This window comes from Vibrio sp. V38_P2S17PM301 (assembly GCF_009904845.1).
Classification (GTDB): Bacteria; Pseudomonadota; Gammaproteobacteria; order Enterobacterales; family Vibrionaceae; genus Vibrio; species Vibrio proteolyticus.
In genome coordinates this window covers 21,775-36,803 of sequence record NZ_WXWO01000043.1, presented here as the reverse complement: position 1 = coordinate 36,803, position 15,029 = coordinate 21,775, and the positions used below count along the sequence as shown (strand labels likewise).

The 15,029-nt window shown below is 49.7% G+C and carries 11 protein-coding genes and 1 pseudogene; 9 read left to right on the top strand and 3 right to left on the bottom strand.

Annotated elements, in window-relative coordinates:
• Window positions 1-335, bottom strand: a pseudogene (locus tag CAG64_RS09805) (transporter); the annotation flags it as partial.
• 185 nt (window positions 336-520) lie between these two features.
• On the bottom strand, window positions 521-2,290 hold the full coding sequence (locus CAG64_RS09800; protein WP_161457452.1) for a methyl-accepting chemotaxis protein: 1,770 nt from the start codon (window positions 2,288-2,290) through the stop codon (window positions 521-523).
• A gap of 222 nt (window positions 2,291-2,512) precedes the next feature.
• Here CAG64_RS09800 and CAG64_RS09795 point away from each other — a divergent pair, with 222 nt between their 5' ends.
• Complete coding sequence (locus CAG64_RS09795) at window positions 2,513-3,124, top strand: beta-phosphoglucomutase family hydrolase (RefSeq protein ID WP_161454974.1); 612 nt, start codon at window positions 2,513-2,515, stop codon at window positions 3,122-3,124.
• 6 nt (window positions 3,125-3,130) lie between these two features.
• Here CAG64_RS09795 and CAG64_RS09790 read toward each other — a convergent pair whose 3' ends face one another.
• On the bottom strand, window positions 3,131-3,607 hold the full coding sequence (locus CAG64_RS09790; protein ID WP_161457451.1) for a cupin domain-containing protein: 477 nt from the start codon (window positions 3,605-3,607) through the stop codon (window positions 3,131-3,133).
• Between the two features lie 330 nt (window positions 3,608-3,937).
• Here CAG64_RS09790 and CAG64_RS09785 point away from each other — a divergent pair, with 330 nt between their 5' ends.
• The 8 genes from CAG64_RS09785 (at window position 3,938) to nirB (ending at window position 15,029) form a co-directional block, all read left to right on the top strand.
• Window positions 3,938-6,547 carry a nitrate reductase gene (locus CAG64_RS09785; RefSeq protein WP_021705205.1) on the top strand — a complete coding sequence of 870 codons (2,610 nt, stop codon included), beginning with the start codon at window positions 3,938-3,940 and terminating at the stop codon, window positions 6,545-6,547.
• Window positions 6,544-7,407, top strand: a complete 864-nt coding sequence (cobA, locus tag CAG64_RS09780; protein ID WP_161447716.1) for a uroporphyrinogen-III C-methyltransferase — start codon at window positions 6,544-6,546, stop codon at window positions 7,405-7,407. Before CAG64_RS09785 ends, cobA begins: the two co-directional genes overlap by 4 nt.
• A complete protein-coding gene (locus tag CAG64_RS09775; protein WP_021705207.1) occupies window positions 7,404-8,354 on the top strand; it encodes a glycosyl transferase family protein in 951 nt (316 codons plus the stop codon). The genes cobA and CAG64_RS09775 overlap by 4 nt, the downstream gene beginning before the upstream one ends.
• 67 nt (window positions 8,355-8,421) lie before the next feature.
• Window positions 8,422-9,003 carry an ANTAR domain-containing response regulator gene (locus CAG64_RS09770; RefSeq protein WP_161447714.1) on the top strand — a complete coding sequence of 194 codons (582 nt, stop codon included), beginning with the start codon at window positions 8,422-8,424 and terminating at the stop codon, window positions 9,001-9,003.
• 293 nt (window positions 9,004-9,296) lie between these two features.
• Window positions 9,297-10,673 (top strand): CmpA/NrtA family ABC transporter substrate-binding protein, encoded by a 1,377-nt coding sequence (locus tag CAG64_RS09765; RefSeq protein ID WP_161447712.1) that lies wholly within the window; start codon window positions 9,297-9,299, stop codon window positions 10,671-10,673.
• Window positions 10,674-10,728: 55 nt separating this feature from the next.
• Window positions 10,729-11,697: an ABC transporter permease gene (locus tag CAG64_RS09760; protein ID WP_021705210.1), complete on the top strand. Its 969-nt coding sequence runs from the start codon at window positions 10,729-10,731 to the stop codon at window positions 11,695-11,697.
• 16 nt (window positions 11,698-11,713) lie between these two features.
• On the top strand, window positions 11,714-12,535 hold the full coding sequence (locus CAG64_RS09755; protein WP_021705211.1) for an ABC transporter ATP-binding protein: 822 nt from the start codon (window positions 11,714-11,716) through the stop codon (window positions 12,533-12,535).
• A 10-nt stretch (window positions 12,536-12,545) separates the two neighbouring features.
• Window positions 12,546-15,029 (top strand): nitrite reductase large subunit NirB, encoded by a 2,484-nt coding sequence (nirB, locus tag CAG64_RS09750; RefSeq protein WP_161447718.1) that lies wholly within the window; start codon window positions 12,546-12,548, stop codon window positions 15,027-15,029.

The window sequence follows — 15,029 nt, the reverse complement described above, 5'->3', positions numbered from 1 at the left end:
CGGATCTCAATTTCAGTATCGTCAAACAAGCCGTAACGGGCCGATAAGCCGGCAGTAATGGTTGTACGATCGGAATCAGAGACTTCTATTCGACCGACCAGAAGAGTAGGAAGAATGGTGTAACCAACGACGGAGACTTTGTTGGAAGAGTTTTGTGTGTAGCTTAATGACGCATCAAACGCGAATTGGCCCTTTGGGGTCAGGACGCCGGAACGGACAAAAACGTCGTTAACCGTTTGAGGGCGTTTGGCAATGTCAGACTCTTCGGCTGCCAGTGACGAGGCAGAAAAACAAAGCAGAGGGAGTACATATATTGTTTTCGTTGTCCTTAACATAACTTAGCCTTATGAGGTTGTGAGGTCACACTTAAACTTAGTTACAGCAAGGTGGAAATACACTTCACCTATTAGTTTTGTTGTATATGGATTCTCAAAAAATAGAAGCAAATTTGTCTTGAATATGAAGCATAAAAAAGCCCCCAGTGTTGGGGGCCGAGGTTAGTTATCGTCGTGATATTTGGTTAGCTTTTGCTGGTGGTAAATTCTGCCACCGCCGCGTCCATATCCCGGGCCTGACGTGATACTTCATCCACCTCCACCAAGCACTGCTGAGCAGAGTGCATGTTGTTTTCCGAGATGGTATTGAGTTCGGTGATCGACTCACTGACCTGATTCATCACGATGCCTTGTTCTTCAATTGCAGACGCAATTCGCTCTGAGTTGGCCTGAATGTTTTCCATGTCGTGAATAATTTGGCTCAGGCTGTCATCGAGCTTCTGGGAAGCATCAAGTGTTTCATGGCCTTGCTGATTACATTGATTGATGTCATCAACCACTTGAGACATTTGATGTTGAATCGCCGAAACCACCTTGGTGATTTCTTCTGTCGACTGATGTGTACGGCTGGCAAGCGCACGCACTTCATCGGCCACCACGGCAAATCCGCGGCCTTGCTCACCAGCACGCGCCGCTTCAATTGCCGCGTTCAGTGCCAATAAATTAGTTTGCTCTGCAATATCCTGAATGATATTGACCGCGCCGCCAATTTGCGCCACATGATCATTAAGTGATGAGATCGAATTTTGGCTGTCTTCCAATGTGGCAGACAGTTGGCCGATATTGCTTACGGTGGACTCGACGACCGTTCGGCCATTCTGAGCGTTCACAGACGCCTGCTGGACACCTTCGACCGCAACTGACGTGCTTTCAGATATCTCGCTGATGGTCGCGACCATTTCCTGAACGGCTGTTGCCATGGATGTGGTGTGATCAGCCTGAATGTGGAACTGTTCAATCACACTCTGCAACTCACCGTGCATAGTTTCGGTGTTGCTGGATAGCTGGCCCGCTTTCGTTTGAGTGCCCGAAATCAGTCCTTCCAGTTTTTCCAGCAAGCGGTTGAAGTAAGTGCCGATCGAAGCGAGTTCATCTTTCCCTTTTAGGTTAGCACGCATGCCGACGTTGTTGGTTCTGGCGATTTCCTGAATGGTATTGAGCAGAAACGCAACCTGAAGGTTGATGGAGCGCGAGATCCAGTAAATGAAACCAGCGATAAGTACCACGATAATACCGACAATCGCCGTTTTCATCGTCGATACTTGTTGGTTATTCGCGTCAATTTGCTCATTCAGCTTGGTAGAAAAGTCGCTGAACTGCTTTTCTACCGAGTGCGATCGGGTACGTGCTTCTCCGAGCAAGCCCTGGTCATATTTGAGGCCAATCACTTGTTTTTGCGCAACCAGTGCATTTGCTGTTTTCAGAAATTGTGGGGCAGGGACGTCGGTCAACAATTGAGCGTCCAGCTCTCCAGCTTCCACTTTTTCATCAAATTCAAAGAGCTTGACCAGATCTTCGCTGCCAAGTCGTGATTCCAGTGCTGAGAAAGCCGTATAGTAGTTATTTCTGAGTGCTTGATCCGCCTTCAGGCCCAGCGTTTGATACCCGGCCACCAACTGCTGAAAACTTTTTTGGTAGGAAAGGATGTCAGTACGCAGTTGTTGACTGGATGGCAACTTGTGTTCACTCAGTAACCCAGAAAGTTCACTTTCAAGGCTTAAAAACGTGGTAAGATTTTTTTCGAATTTATCCAGATATTTGGCGTCGTGGCGAAGCAGGAAGTCTTTTTCATTACGACGAAGATTGAGAAGACGAATTTCTAATTTGTCGACAAGTTGAGTGGCTTGGCTCAGTTCTCCGGTGGTTTGAGTGAAGTGGGTTGTAGCTCCCACGAGAAACGCAATTCCCAAAATAGCAATCACACCCAATGAATACAACTTTTGCTTAATATTCATGAGATTACCTTAAGTCTGATGAAAGAGTATCTGACGTGAATTATTATGTTTTTTGATGATACTACGCACTATTCATAGTGCTATCAATATATGCTGTGCTGAAAAATAACTTTAGCACCATATGTAATTGTATTATCTGGTACTTTTGTGTAATAAAAAACTACAGAAATATGACAATTGTTCCAGAATGCCAAATTTAACAATAAACCGACGGGAGATAACATGACCCTCGAACTTGCCAAATACAAAGGCCTTATTTTTGATATGGATGGCACGCTGCTTGATACCATGCCTGCGCACCTCGCTGCGTGGGCTAAAACCGCCGAGCATTTTCAGTTTCCCTTTGATCAAGTATGGCTGCACAGTTTGGGTGGTATGCCGAGCTTTAAAATTGCGAATGAAATCAATCGTAAGTATCACATGAACCTGCTACCTAGTGAGGTCTCACGTTTCAAAATGGATGCTTTTGCCAGCATCGATACGCCCCCTGCGCTCATTGCTTGTACGACTGAGATTCTGGATCAGTATATGGGTCACAAAAAGATGGCGGTTGGCACTGGGAGCCAGAGGGAGAGCGCGCTGCGTCTGCTCGACAATGCCCGCCTACTGGACAAGCTGCAAGCCGTGGTGTCTGCCACCGATGTGCAGGACCACAAGCCTTCGCCAGACACGTTTCTCCTTGCGGCTGAGAAATTAGGCCTCAAAGCGAGTGACTGCGTTGTGTTTGAAGACACGGAACTGGGCAAAAGCGCAGCCCATAACGCAGGTATGGACTGCTTCATGGTAGAAAACGAACAACTGGTGTTTTATCCGGTGTCGCAATCGATCCTATAGAAGTCGTTAGGTTTCTCGGGTTAGGGTTAAGATCACGTCGCGATGTTGAGGATAGCGATTGAGTAAGCCATTCCGATCGTAAAGCGTGAAATCCTCAAATGTAAAACCAGGTGATACCATGCAGCCAACGAGCGAGAAGCCAGGCTGATTCATCGCGGAACCAAAAACATATCCTTTCGGTACGAGTACCTGAGGCTGTTCACCGCGTTCAATATCCAGACCGAGTTGCTGAGTGGTCAGTTGCCCCTCTGGATCAATCATATAAATAGTCAGCGACTCTCCTGCATGGAAATACCACATTTCATCGGCGGTCAGTTGGTGAAAATGAGAGACTTCTCCGGTACGCAGCAAAAAGTAAATGCTGCTCCAGAGTGGGCGGTTTTCATCAAACGGTGTGTCGGAACGAAACGATGAGCAGTAATAGCCGCCCTCTACGTGTGGTTGAAGATTAAGATGGTCTATGAAGTATTCGGCGCTTTGCATGTGGCAGTTCTCTTTTAGATACAAGATTATACTGAGAAGTTTACCTGAGACTGACGCGCTCACACAGAGCGTATGCACAAAAGGTGATAGGCACACCAAATCGGTGAAGATGGTGAACCAAGTTGGTGCGTGCTCTTTAACTTGTGTGGAGTTGATTTTATTAACTTTATGAAATATTTGAAAATTATAATAGAGAATAGGTTGGCAATCATTTTGCTTTAACCTATTTAACAATGAACTCGTACTGCAGTTCACTACACCGACGTCACAGGCAACGAAGCCTCTCCATTAAGGAGGGGCTTTTTTTTGCCTCAGAGAAAGGAATCGAGCATGACACAACAAATAATCCATTCGACCTGCCCGTATTGCGGCGTGGGCTGCGGAGTGACGATACAACAACAAGGCATTAAAGGTGACACTGACCATCCTGCCAATCAGGGCGCACTTTGTGTGAAAGGTTCGGCGCTGAAGGAGAGTCTCCAAATGCCGAGTCGTCTGCTGTATCCCAGGCTGAATGGTGTCGAGATCAACTGGTCTGATGCGATTGAGACCGTGCGTGAAAAGATCACGGATGCGATTAAACACTATGGCCCGGATTCTGTCGCGATGTACGTCTCGGGTCAGTTACTGACCGAGGATTACTATGTAGCCAATAAGTTCATGAAGGGGTTTGTCGGTTCTGCCAATATTGATACGAACTCAAGGTTGTGCATGTCCTCGGCGGTGGCTGCGCATTGTAAGGCTTTTGGTGAAGATGTCGTGCCAGTGAGTTACGACGATTTGGACAAGGCGGATTTAATTGTTATCACCGGCGCCAACACTGCCTGGACTCATCCGGTGATTTTTCGTCGAATTCAACAAGCGCGTGAACAAAATCCTAACCTCAAACTGGTGGTGATTGATCCCCGCCGCACCGTTACAGCGGAGCAAGCCGATTTACATATTCCGATCGGTAACGATGATGACGTCGCTCTGTTCAATGGGTTGTTACGCTACTGCTGCGATCATCAGGCGGTTGATGAAGCTTTTATTGCTGAGCATACGGAAGGCTTTGAAGCTTTGCTGGCCGAGGTTGAAAAAGCGCATTATCAGTTGGATGTGCTGAGTCAACAGTTGGGCGTGAGTGAGTCGATTCTCGGGACTTTCTTTCACTGGTTCGCATCGTCTCACGCTGCCATTACGTTGTTCTGCCAGGGAGTTAATCAATCCACATCGGGTGTCGACAAAGGCAATGCCATCATCAACCTGCACCTTGCAACCGGACAGATCAATCGTTGTGGCAGTGGTCCGTTTTCGATTACCGGTCAACCGAATGCGATGGGAGGACGCGAAGTTGGCGGTCTGGCGAATCAGTTGGCCGTGCACCGGGGATTTACTTCTGAAGACATCAGCGCTGTAGCGCAATTCTGGCAGGCACCCAATGTGGCAACCCAGCCGGGTCTGAAAGCGGTTGACCTGTTCAGCGCTGCAGAGCGAGGCGAGATCAAAGTGTTGTGGATTATGGCCACCAATCCGGCGGTATCGATGCCGGATAACCAGCAAGTACGACGCGCGTTAGAAAAGTGTGACTTTGTCATTGTGTCGGATATTACCGCGGACACTGATACCGCGCGTTACGCCGATCTGCTGCTACCGGCCTCTGGGTGGGGAGAAAAGCACGGGATGGTGACCAATTCAGAGCGGCGCCTTTCTCGCCAGCGACAATTTTTGCCAGCGCCTGGGGAAACCCGGCCTGACTGGTGGCAAATTGCACGAGTCGGCAGTGCTTTATGTGACTATTTGGGCGTCGCGGATGCGTTTGATTATTCTACGCCCGCCCAGATCTTTCGTGAGTTTGCGGCGATGACCGGACTCAATAGTGGCACGCCGTTAAAGTTGGATTTATCACAGTTTGCGCACTTGAGCGACGAAGCGTACGACAATTGGCTTCCTTGGCAGTGGGGAGGCAATAAACCTTTTGGTGATCATCATTTTTCAACCGATACCGGCAAGGCTCGCTTTGCAGTGACCGTGCCCTGCGTGCGCCGGTCTGATTTGTGGTTAAACACGGGCCGTCAGCGTGACCAGTGGCATACTATGACTCGTACCGGACACATTGCACAATTGAGCGCGTCTGAAGTGCAACCGACACTGTATCTAAATGCGCTGACAGCTGAAAGTTATGCCATCAAATCAGGTCAACTGGTCGAGCTTGAACAGGGCGATACTTCTATTCTGGCCATTGCGGAGTTGGACAATGCTCTGAGTGACCAGCAGTTGTTTATGTCCATGCACTGGGCGGGGCGCTATGGTGGCCAAAGCCAGATCAATGCTGTGGTGCAAGCATGCACGGATCAGCAGTCGGGGCAGCCCGCGTTTAAATCATCTTCAGTCAGCCTCAGTCAGGTAAAAGCGAAAACCTATGGCATGTATCTGGGAAGTCGGGCGGATTTTTCACTGTGCACCTACGCATCACTGCAACAGGAACGCAACGGTCAGATATGGCGGTTTGTGGACAGGGAAGAGCGAAACATTGAGGATTTTCAACGTCAGCTCACTCAGCGTCGTTTGGTATTAGAATTAGAAACCGGCTGGCTGGGAATCGATTGCACCATCCACGGCGAGCATCCTGAAGTGGCGGCTATTTTGATGTTGTCAGGTAAGCCGATCAAAACGGACTATCAAGCGCTGCTGTCGTTACTTGGGATGCCGCTTGATATCGGTCGACTATTGTCCATTTGTATGGCCACGCAGCAGGCAAAGCTGATCTGTAGCTGTTACCGTGTCACTGATTGGCAGATTAAGCGGGCGCTTGAGTCGAAAGAGTGTGTTGACCTGAAGCAGTTGCAGACGTTACTCAAATGCGGTACCAACTGTGGCTCCTGTTTACCGGAACTCAAACAATGGGTGCAAACCTGTCAGACATCGCTTGTCACAAATGAAGAGGAGCGCCACGCATGACACAGCAATCTTTGGATGGTTTCTTTTCAGGAGACTTCTCTAGTCACACTGACTGGTATCAGCGTACGCTACCATCAAAACCGAAAACGCAGCCCCAAGCGGGTCGTGTGACGTTGGTTGGAGCCGGGCCTTGCGATCCGGAACTACTGACTCTCAAGGCGCTAAAAGCGATTCAGCAGGCGGATGTTGTGATCTATGACCGACTGGTTGGCCGCGACATACTCGAGTTTGCCGATCCCGATGCGGAAATGATCTACGTGGGGAAACGCTGCGGCAGGCCAAGTATGTCTCAGGAAAGTATTAACGCCGAATTAGTGCGTCAGGCGAAAGCAGGAAAACAGGTCGTCCGTCTTAAAGGTGGTGATCCGTTTGTATTTGGTCGAGGAGGCGAAGAAGCATTAGCGCTGGTGTCGGCTAACGTGGCCTACCAGGTTATTCCCGGCATTACGGCGGCCTTGGGCTGTGCCGCGAGTTCCCTGATTCCCCTGACTCACCGGGAGGTGTCGCGCAGTGTGACTTTGGTGACAGGACAGGTTGTGACGGGGTCACTTCCTGCGTGGGCTGAATTGGTAGCATCGGGACAAACCTTAGTGTTTTATATGGGGTTGGAAAAAGCAGCGCAGATTCAACAGGGACTGATGGCGCACGGTCTTAGCAGTTCAACCCCGGTGGCGATTATCGGTAAAGGGTGCAGTGCAACGCAGGAAGTGCACACATTGTCTCTCGAAACGCTTGAAAAACATGCGCTTGAATTGAAAGGGCTGAGCCCGGCGTTGATCATTTTAGGTGATGTCGTCAAACTGCGAGCAGCCTTATTGCATAATGCTGAGTTGCTGCAATCTGTACAGGAAGACGTATGAGTTCCATTTTAGAGTGTATCCGCACTGTTGGGCGCGGAGAGCGTGGCCGTAAACCATTAACATTTGAACAAGCGTACCAGGTGATGGATGAGTATCTGGATGGCCTGTGTGATGACGATCAGATGGCCATGCTGATGATGTTAATCCGTGTTCAGAACGAGACAAAAGAAGAGATTGCCGGTTTCGTCAAAGCTTTCCAAAAACGTTTGCCGGTGGTCGGCGCGGATATCGATTGGCCGTGCTATGCAGGTAAGCGTGAGAGTGCCGGGCCGCCGTGGCATCTTTTAGCGGCGCGGATCCTGGCTGATAACGGGTATCGTATTCTGATGCATGGCTATCAGGACAATACGACCCTACGCGAGCATGCCGAATCGTATTTATCCAGATTCAACGTTGCGGTGGCGCACAGCGCGGAACATGCTCAAAACCTGTTGGCCAATGACAATCTGGTTTACCTGCCGCTTGCTCAGTTTGCTCCACAAGCTGAAACCATGATTGGCTGGAAAAAACGGTATGGTTTACGTACGCCAATCAACACAGTAGTTCGTGCGTTAAATCCAGGAGGCGCAAGGCTGGGTTTGCGGGGCAGTTTTCACCCTGGATTTCAACAACTGCACGCCGAAGTGGAAAGTCTGATTGGTCAGCATAGCGAATCTGTTGTCTCATTCAAAGGTGTGTCGGGTGAATCGGAATACAATCCCAAAGTCAGTCAAACGGTTTGGCTGAGCCACCAAGGTAACGTCAGTTCGTGTTACTGGTCTGAACAAATGCTGACAGAGGTTCCGGCGCCCGTTCAATGTCCATTTGCAACGGCCGAATCAGATCTCGGGCTGATGGCCAACACCATTATTTCAACTATGGCAGTTGTGTTGTTCGCAGAGATGCAGGATCGCGACAGCGCCTATGCTCAGGCGTTTGAGTACTGGAAGCATTACTGTAACGCCTAAACTCTTCACTCTGGCACATTCCTTGAAGTTACTGAGATAAATGACCAGTTAACTACAAGGAATGTGTATGGCCAGACAAATCAATCCAACCTCGTTGATTATCTGCTGCGAACATGCCAAAGAGCAGGCGCAGTTGAGTACTCAATTGGTGAAAAACTACGATCAGATCTTAACCTGCCGACTTTCGCAATTAGAGCTTTTATTGGATAGGGAGCCGACGGCCCGGTTGTTAGTGCATTGGTATGCGCCGTGTGCGGAACTGAGATCCATCGTCGAAGTTTGCCGGCAACGCAAAGTGCCGCTGTTAGTGCTGATAAAATCCATTTCTACATTAAATTTCAAATCGTTAGAAGAGCCATCTGACTATGTGTTGTTGCCGCATTCAATGGAAGGCGAGTTGAGTGTTTGGCTGGAATACGCTGCTCGGGTACGCGTGAGATATCAGAAAATGTGCGATGAAATCGCATCGCTGAACACTAAAATCGAAGACAGAAAAGTGATTGAACGTGCCAAAGGTCTGATTATGAAAATGCATAAGATGGACGAAGAGTCGGCCTATCAGGCCATGCGGAATTCCGCGATGAAGACCAGTCAGCCTCTCAGCCAGATTGCTAAAAACATCCTGACCACACTGGAAACGCTCGGCTAATGAGTTACTACTTTGGGGTTAGGGTGTTTTTTTGACCTTGGTGCAGAGCGCACCATAAGCAAGCGTCAATGGCAGCAATATGACATTAGCTTCTATTAAGCTATTGAATTTAATTGGTAAAATACTTGGCACGTTACTTGGAATGCAAAGAGTAAGGAAACAAACGCAATTTCACAATCTGAATCAAACGTAACTTAAAACCTGTCAACGGCGGCAAGATTTAAGAGCAAAGGCGCTACCGCAAATATTGCGGTAGCGCCTTTTTGTTTGAATAAATCAAAGGGAGCATTGAGATGAAATATTTGAAAATGATTCGGGGACATTGGATAGCAGCCACGTTAGCTGGTGTTATCGCTACGTCTTCATGGGCTTCGCCACTAGGTGAGCCGGAACTAGAGGACTTAAAGTTCGGCTTTATCAAACTGACCGATATGGCGCCTTTAGCGGTGGCGTATGAAAAAGGTTTCTTTGAGGATGAGGGCCTCTACGTCACGCTCGAAGCTCAGGCGAACTGGAAAGTACTGCTGGACCGCGTCATTGATGGTGAGTTGGATGGCGCTCACATGCTGGCAGGGCAACCTTTGGGGGCGACGATAGGCATTGGTACCCAGGCGCAGGTTATCACCGCGTTCAGTATGGATCTAAACGGCAACGCAATCACCGTCTCCAACGATACCTGGCAGCAAATGAAGCCACACATTCCAAAGCAGGCTGACGGCAAACCACAGCATCCAATCAAAGCCGACGCGCTAAAGCCAGTGGTGATGAGTAGCTTCCGAGACAAAGGAAAGCCGTTCAATATGGGTATGGTGTTCCCGGTCTCTACTCACAATTACGAATTGCGCTACTGGCTCGCGGCGGGTGGTATTCATCCGGGCTATTACGCGCCGAAAACCGGGGACAACAGCGGGCAATTGAAAGCAGATGTCTTGTTGAGTGTCACGCCGCCCCCACAAATGCCATCCACCATGGAGGCGGGCACTATCCAAGGTTATTGCGTGGGCGAACCCTGGAACCAACAAGCGGTGTTTAAAGGCATAGGTGTGCCTGTCGTCACCGATTACGAGATCTGGAAAAACAACCCAGAGAAAGTGTTTGGTGTATCGAAAGCCTGGGCGGAGAAATACCCGAATACTCACATTCGTGTTGTTAAAGCGTTGATTCGCGCGGCTCACTGGCTGGATGCTCACAACAATGTGAATCGTGCAGAAGCGGTCAGCCTACTTGCCAAAAGCGAGTATGTCGGCGCAGATGCCGAGGTGATCGCCAATTCAATGACCGGCACCTTCGAGTATGAAAAAGGCGACAAACGTGAAGTGCCTGATTTCAATGTGTTCTTTCGCCACAATGCGACGTACCCCTATTACAGTGATGCCATTTGGTACTTAACCCAAATGCGTCGCTGGGGACAGATTCCGCAGGCTAAACCTGATGCGTGGTATATGGATATCGCCAAGCAGGTGTACCGTCCTGATATCTATCAACAGGCTGCGTTGTCACTGATTCAAGACGGAGTATTCAGCGCTGCGGACTTTCCGGATTTTTCTGAAGAAGATGGCTTCCGCGCCCCGCAGACTCATTTCATCGATAACGTTGTGTACGACGGTCATCGGCCAAACGAGTACCTCAACCAGTTTTCTATCGGCCTGAAAGGGGACGATCAGGTGTAACGCGTCTGGTGAGAACCTTGGTTTACATCGCCAGACCCCAAAAAAGGATACGACTATGTCGAGTAATGTAATCGCTCTGTTTCCAGGCAGTGGTGCGGTGGTCAGTCGCAGCAAAGCGCTGCTCCTGCCAGTGATTGGTATTGTGATGTTTTTGATGATGTGGCATCTGGCCGCACGAGAGGTACATACCTCATTGGGTACGCTCCCCGGGCCCGCTCAGACGTTTACCCAGTTGAGCCATTTGGTAGACGAACACTGGCGTGAGCGCGAAAAAGCACAGGCATTCATTGAACGTCAGGAAAAGCGTAACGCCGCAAAATTGGCTAAAGATCCACATGCGGAAGTTCGGATTCGGCCATACACCGGCAAACCAACGTATTTTGACCAAATCGTCACGAGTTTGTTTACCGTTGCGTGCGGCTTTGTGTTGGCTTCATTGATTGCGATACCGCTTGGTATTGTGCTTGGGTTGAACCAAGGGCTTTATCAGGCATTTAACCCCATCATACAACTGCTGAAGCCGGTCTCTCCTCTGGCGTGGTTGCCGATTGTCACCATGGTGGTCAGTGCCACGTACGTGAGTGACGATCCCATGTTCGCCAAATCGTTTGTTAATTCGCTGTTTACAGTGGCGTTATGCAGTTTGTGGCCAACATTGATCAACACAGCCGTAGGGGTTACCAGTGTCGATAAAGATTTGCTTAACGTGAGCAAGGTATTGCAGCTCTCTTGGTGGAAGCATATCAGAACCATTGTTTTGCCATCGGCGGTACCGATGATTTTTACTGGCCTTAGGTTGTCGCTGGGGATTGCCTGGATGGTATTGATTGCCGCCGAAATGCTCGCACAAAACCCTGGGCTGGGTAAGTTTGTTTGGGATGAATTCCAAAATGGCAGCTCGGCGTCTTTGGGGCGGATCATGGTAGCCGTTATTACTATCGGACTGATCGGTTTGTTGCTCGACCGAGGCATGTTGCAGTTGCAGAAATGGATGTCGTGGGACAAACAACAGGAACTTCGTTAATGGCAAGGAGGCCGTTATGTCAAAACCTTATCTCGATTTGACTCAGCTAGGGATGCGCTTTCCCACCAAACAAGGAGAGTTCGTCGCGCTGAAAAATGTCAACCTCGATATCAACAAAGGGGAATTCATCTCTCTGATCGGTCATTCCGGCTGTGGGAAATCAACTGTGCTGAATTTGGTGGCAGGGCTGTTAATGCCCACCGATGGCGGCGTGATACTGGATGGACATGAAGTTGCAGGACCAGGGCCAGAGCGCGCCGTGGTGTTTCAGAATCACTCATTGTTGCCATGGCTGAGCGTGTATCAGAACGTCGAGTTAGCCGTTAAACAGGTCAACAAAGGGAGATCCACTGCGCAAGTGAAGTGTGAAACCGAGCATTATCTGGACTTAATTCAGATGCAGCACGCAGCCAACAAACGTCCGGATGAAATTTCTGGGGGTATGAAGCAGCGAGTCGGCATCGCACGGGCGCTCGCACTCAAACCAAAAGTCTTGTTGATGGACGAGCCCTTTGGCGCGCTGGACGCTCTGACGCGTGCACATCTCCAGGATGCTTTGATGCGCATCCAGGCCGATCTCAACAGCACCGTCATCATGATTACTCACGACGTTGATGAAGCAGTTCTGCTATCCGACAAAATCGTCATGATGACTAATGGTCCTGCGGCCACCGTCGGTGAAGTACTGAATATTCAACTGGAACGCCCCAGAAACCGAGTCGCATTGGCTGATGATTTGACGTATCAGAGTTATCGCCAGAGTGTGCTGCGTTTCCTGTATGAAAAACAGTCCAAACAAGAAGCGGCAGAGAGTGTGCCGTTGGTGAAAACGGCATAGGAGCAAGATGATGGAACATATTGTAATTGTCGGCAACGGCATGGTAGGGCACCACTTAGTCGCGCAAATGGTTGAGCAAGGCCTGCATCAACACAAGCGTATTACCGTCATTGGTGAGGAACGCTTCATCGCCTACGACCGGGTTCAACTCTCGTCTCTGTTTTCAGGCAAGTCACATCAGGATTTGATGCTAAGCAGCGAAAACTGGTATAGCGAACACAACATAAACTTGTTGCTGGGTTGTCAGGTCACCCACCTGGATACTAAAGCACAGAGACTAATGCTGGATGAAGATACGGTTCTGGGGTATGACAAACTTGTCCTTGCGACTGGTTCATATCCGTTTGTGCCGCCAATAGAAGGTAAAGAGCGAGACGGCATCTTCGTCTACCGCACGTTAGATGATCTTTCATCAATCCGAACCGCTTGCCAGGGAGCGAAAAGCGGCGCCGTGGTCGGTGGTGGATTGCTTGGGCTTGAGGCGGCTAATGCGCTGCGTCTGCTCGGACTGGAAACACACGTGGTTGAGTTTGCGCCCAGATTGATGCCCGTTCAACTTGATGATGGATCAGGACAACTGCTCAAAGAAAAAATCGAGTCACTGGGTTTACAGGTCCATACCAGCACGTCGACTGAACGCATTATTGACGGTGAACATGCACGGCATCGTATGGTGCTCAAAGAGCAGCTGCCTCTGGAAGTGGACGTCATCGTTTTTTCTGCGGGCATTCGTCCACAGGATGCACTGGCTCGTTTGGCTGGTATAGAGATTGGAGAGCGCGGCGGAATTGTCGTCAATGATCAGTGCATGACAAGTGCACCGGGTGTCTATGCCATTGGGGAATGTGCGTTGTGGCAAGAGCGGATATTCGGACTGGTCGCACCAGGCTATTCAATGGCACGAGTGGTGGCGAAGCATTTGGCAGGTGACACGCAAGCATCGTTTCAAGGCGCTGATATGAGTACAAAGCTCAAGTTACTCGGGGTGGATGTTGCGTCAATAGGAGACGCGCACAAAGCCACCCCATATGCTAGAGATATGGTACTGCAGGATACGGTGGAAGGCACCTACAAAAAGCTGGTGGTCGACGAATCCGGGACCCAACTGTTGGGTGCGATTCTGGTTGGTGATACTGGTGACTATGACGCGCTGCTGCAATGCTACCTCAACCAAACCGTATTGCCAGAGCATGCGGCAAATTTGCTGCTGGATACATCTATTCTGGAAGGAGAATTATCCGATAACGCGGTGATTTGTTCTTGCCACAACGTCACAAAAAGTGACATTGTCACTAAGGTTCATGCCGGAATCCACGATTTGTCCGAGCTGAAGTCTTGCACGAAAGCCGGAACCGGATGCGGTGGTTGCAGCAATATGGTGAAGTCAGTACTGGACGGGGAGTTGGCTGCCATGGGCATGGAGGTCAACAACCACATTTGCGAACATTTCGCCTTATCACGCCAGGAACTGTTCCACTTATGTCAGGTAGAGCAGATCAGAGATTTTGACACCCTGATCAACAAACATGGTCAGGGTCTTGGGTGCGACTTGTGTAAACCGACGGCGGCGTCGGTGTTCGCATCATTGTGGAACGAACATATTCTCGATCCGGAGCACAGTAGTTTGCAAGATTCCAACGACGCCTATATGGCAAACCTGCAAAAAGATGGATCCTATTCGATCGTACCACGGGTTCCGGGGGGAGAAATAACGCCGGATAAACTGATTGTCTTAGGGGAAGTTGCACGTGATTACGATTTATACACCAAGATCACGGGTGGACAACGTGTCGATCTATTCGGAGCGCAACTTGAGCAGTTACCAGCGATATGGGAAGCCTTGATCCGGGCTGGATTTGAAACGGGCCATGCTTACGGGAAGTCGGTCCGCACCGTCAAATCTTGTGTAGGGTCGACGTGGTGTCGATACGGGGTAGACGACTCGGTTGGTCTCGCGATTGAGCTGGAAAACCGCTACAAAGGTTTGCGGGCACCGCACAAACTCAAATTCGCCGTCTCCGGTTGCACCCGTGAATGCGCCGAAGCTCAAAGCAAAGATATAGGTGTGATTGCTACAGAGAAAGGCTGGAACCTTTACGTGTGTGGTAACGGTGGCATGCGTCCTCGTCATGCTGATCTGTTTGCCTCGGATCTGAGCAAAGCGGAATTGATACAGCTGATTGATCGGGTATTGATGTTCTATGTCCGTACAGCAGACAAACTGCAGCGTACGTCAGTCTGGATGGAGAATCTGGATGGTGGCCTGGATTACCTCAAACAAGTCGTCCAAAACGATTCTCTGGGTTTGTGTGAAGCGTTGGAAACACAAATGCAGCACGTGGTTGATACTTATCAATGTGAGTGGCAGAGCACCTTACAGTCGCCGGTTAAGCGCGCCAAATTTAACACGTACGTGGACGATGCGGTGGGAGTGCCAACCCCGGAATATCAGCGTATCCGTGGGCAACGTATTCCAGTGGTCGTGGAGGAGTGA

Bases quoted from the DNA above. Each gene is read 5' to 3' on its own strand.
- CAG64_RS09770 (WP_161447714.1), top strand. From the start codon at position 8,422: ATGGCCAGACAAATCAATCCAACCTCGTTGATTATCTGCTGCGAACAT.
- CAG64_RS09785 (WP_021705205.1), top strand. From the start codon at position 3,938: ATGACACAACAAATAATCCATTCGACCTGCCCGTATTGCGGCGTGGGC.
- CAG64_RS09790 (WP_161457451.1), bottom strand. From the start codon at position 3,607: ATGCAAAGCGCCGAATACTTCATAGACCATCTTAATCTTCAACCACAC.
- CAG64_RS09795 (WP_161454974.1), top strand. From the start codon at position 2,513: ATGACCCTCGAACTTGCCAAATACAAAGGCCTTATTTTTGATATGGAT.
- CAG64_RS09765 (WP_161447712.1), top strand. From the start codon at position 9,297: ATGAAATATTTGAAAATGATTCGGGGACATTGGATAGCAGCCACGTTA.
- CAG64_RS09775 (WP_021705207.1), top strand. From the start codon at position 7,404: ATGAGTTCCATTTTAGAGTGTATCCGCACTGTTGGGCGCGGAGAGCGT.
- CAG64_RS09800 (WP_161457452.1), bottom strand. From the start codon at position 2,290: ATGAATATTAAGCAAAAGTTGTATTCATTGGGTGTGATTGCTATTTTG.
- CAG64_RS09760 (WP_021705210.1), top strand. From the start codon at position 10,729: ATGTCGAGTAATGTAATCGCTCTGTTTCCAGGCAGTGGTGCGGTGGTC.
- CAG64_RS09755 (WP_021705211.1), top strand. From the start codon at position 11,714: ATGTCAAAACCTTATCTCGATTTGACTCAGCTAGGGATGCGCTTTCCC.
- nirB (WP_161447718.1), top strand. From the start codon at position 12,546: ATGGAACATATTGTAATTGTCGGCAACGGCATGGTAGGGCACCACTTA.
- cobA (WP_161447716.1), top strand. From the start codon at position 6,544: ATGACACAGCAATCTTTGGATGGTTTCTTTTCAGGAGACTTCTCTAGT.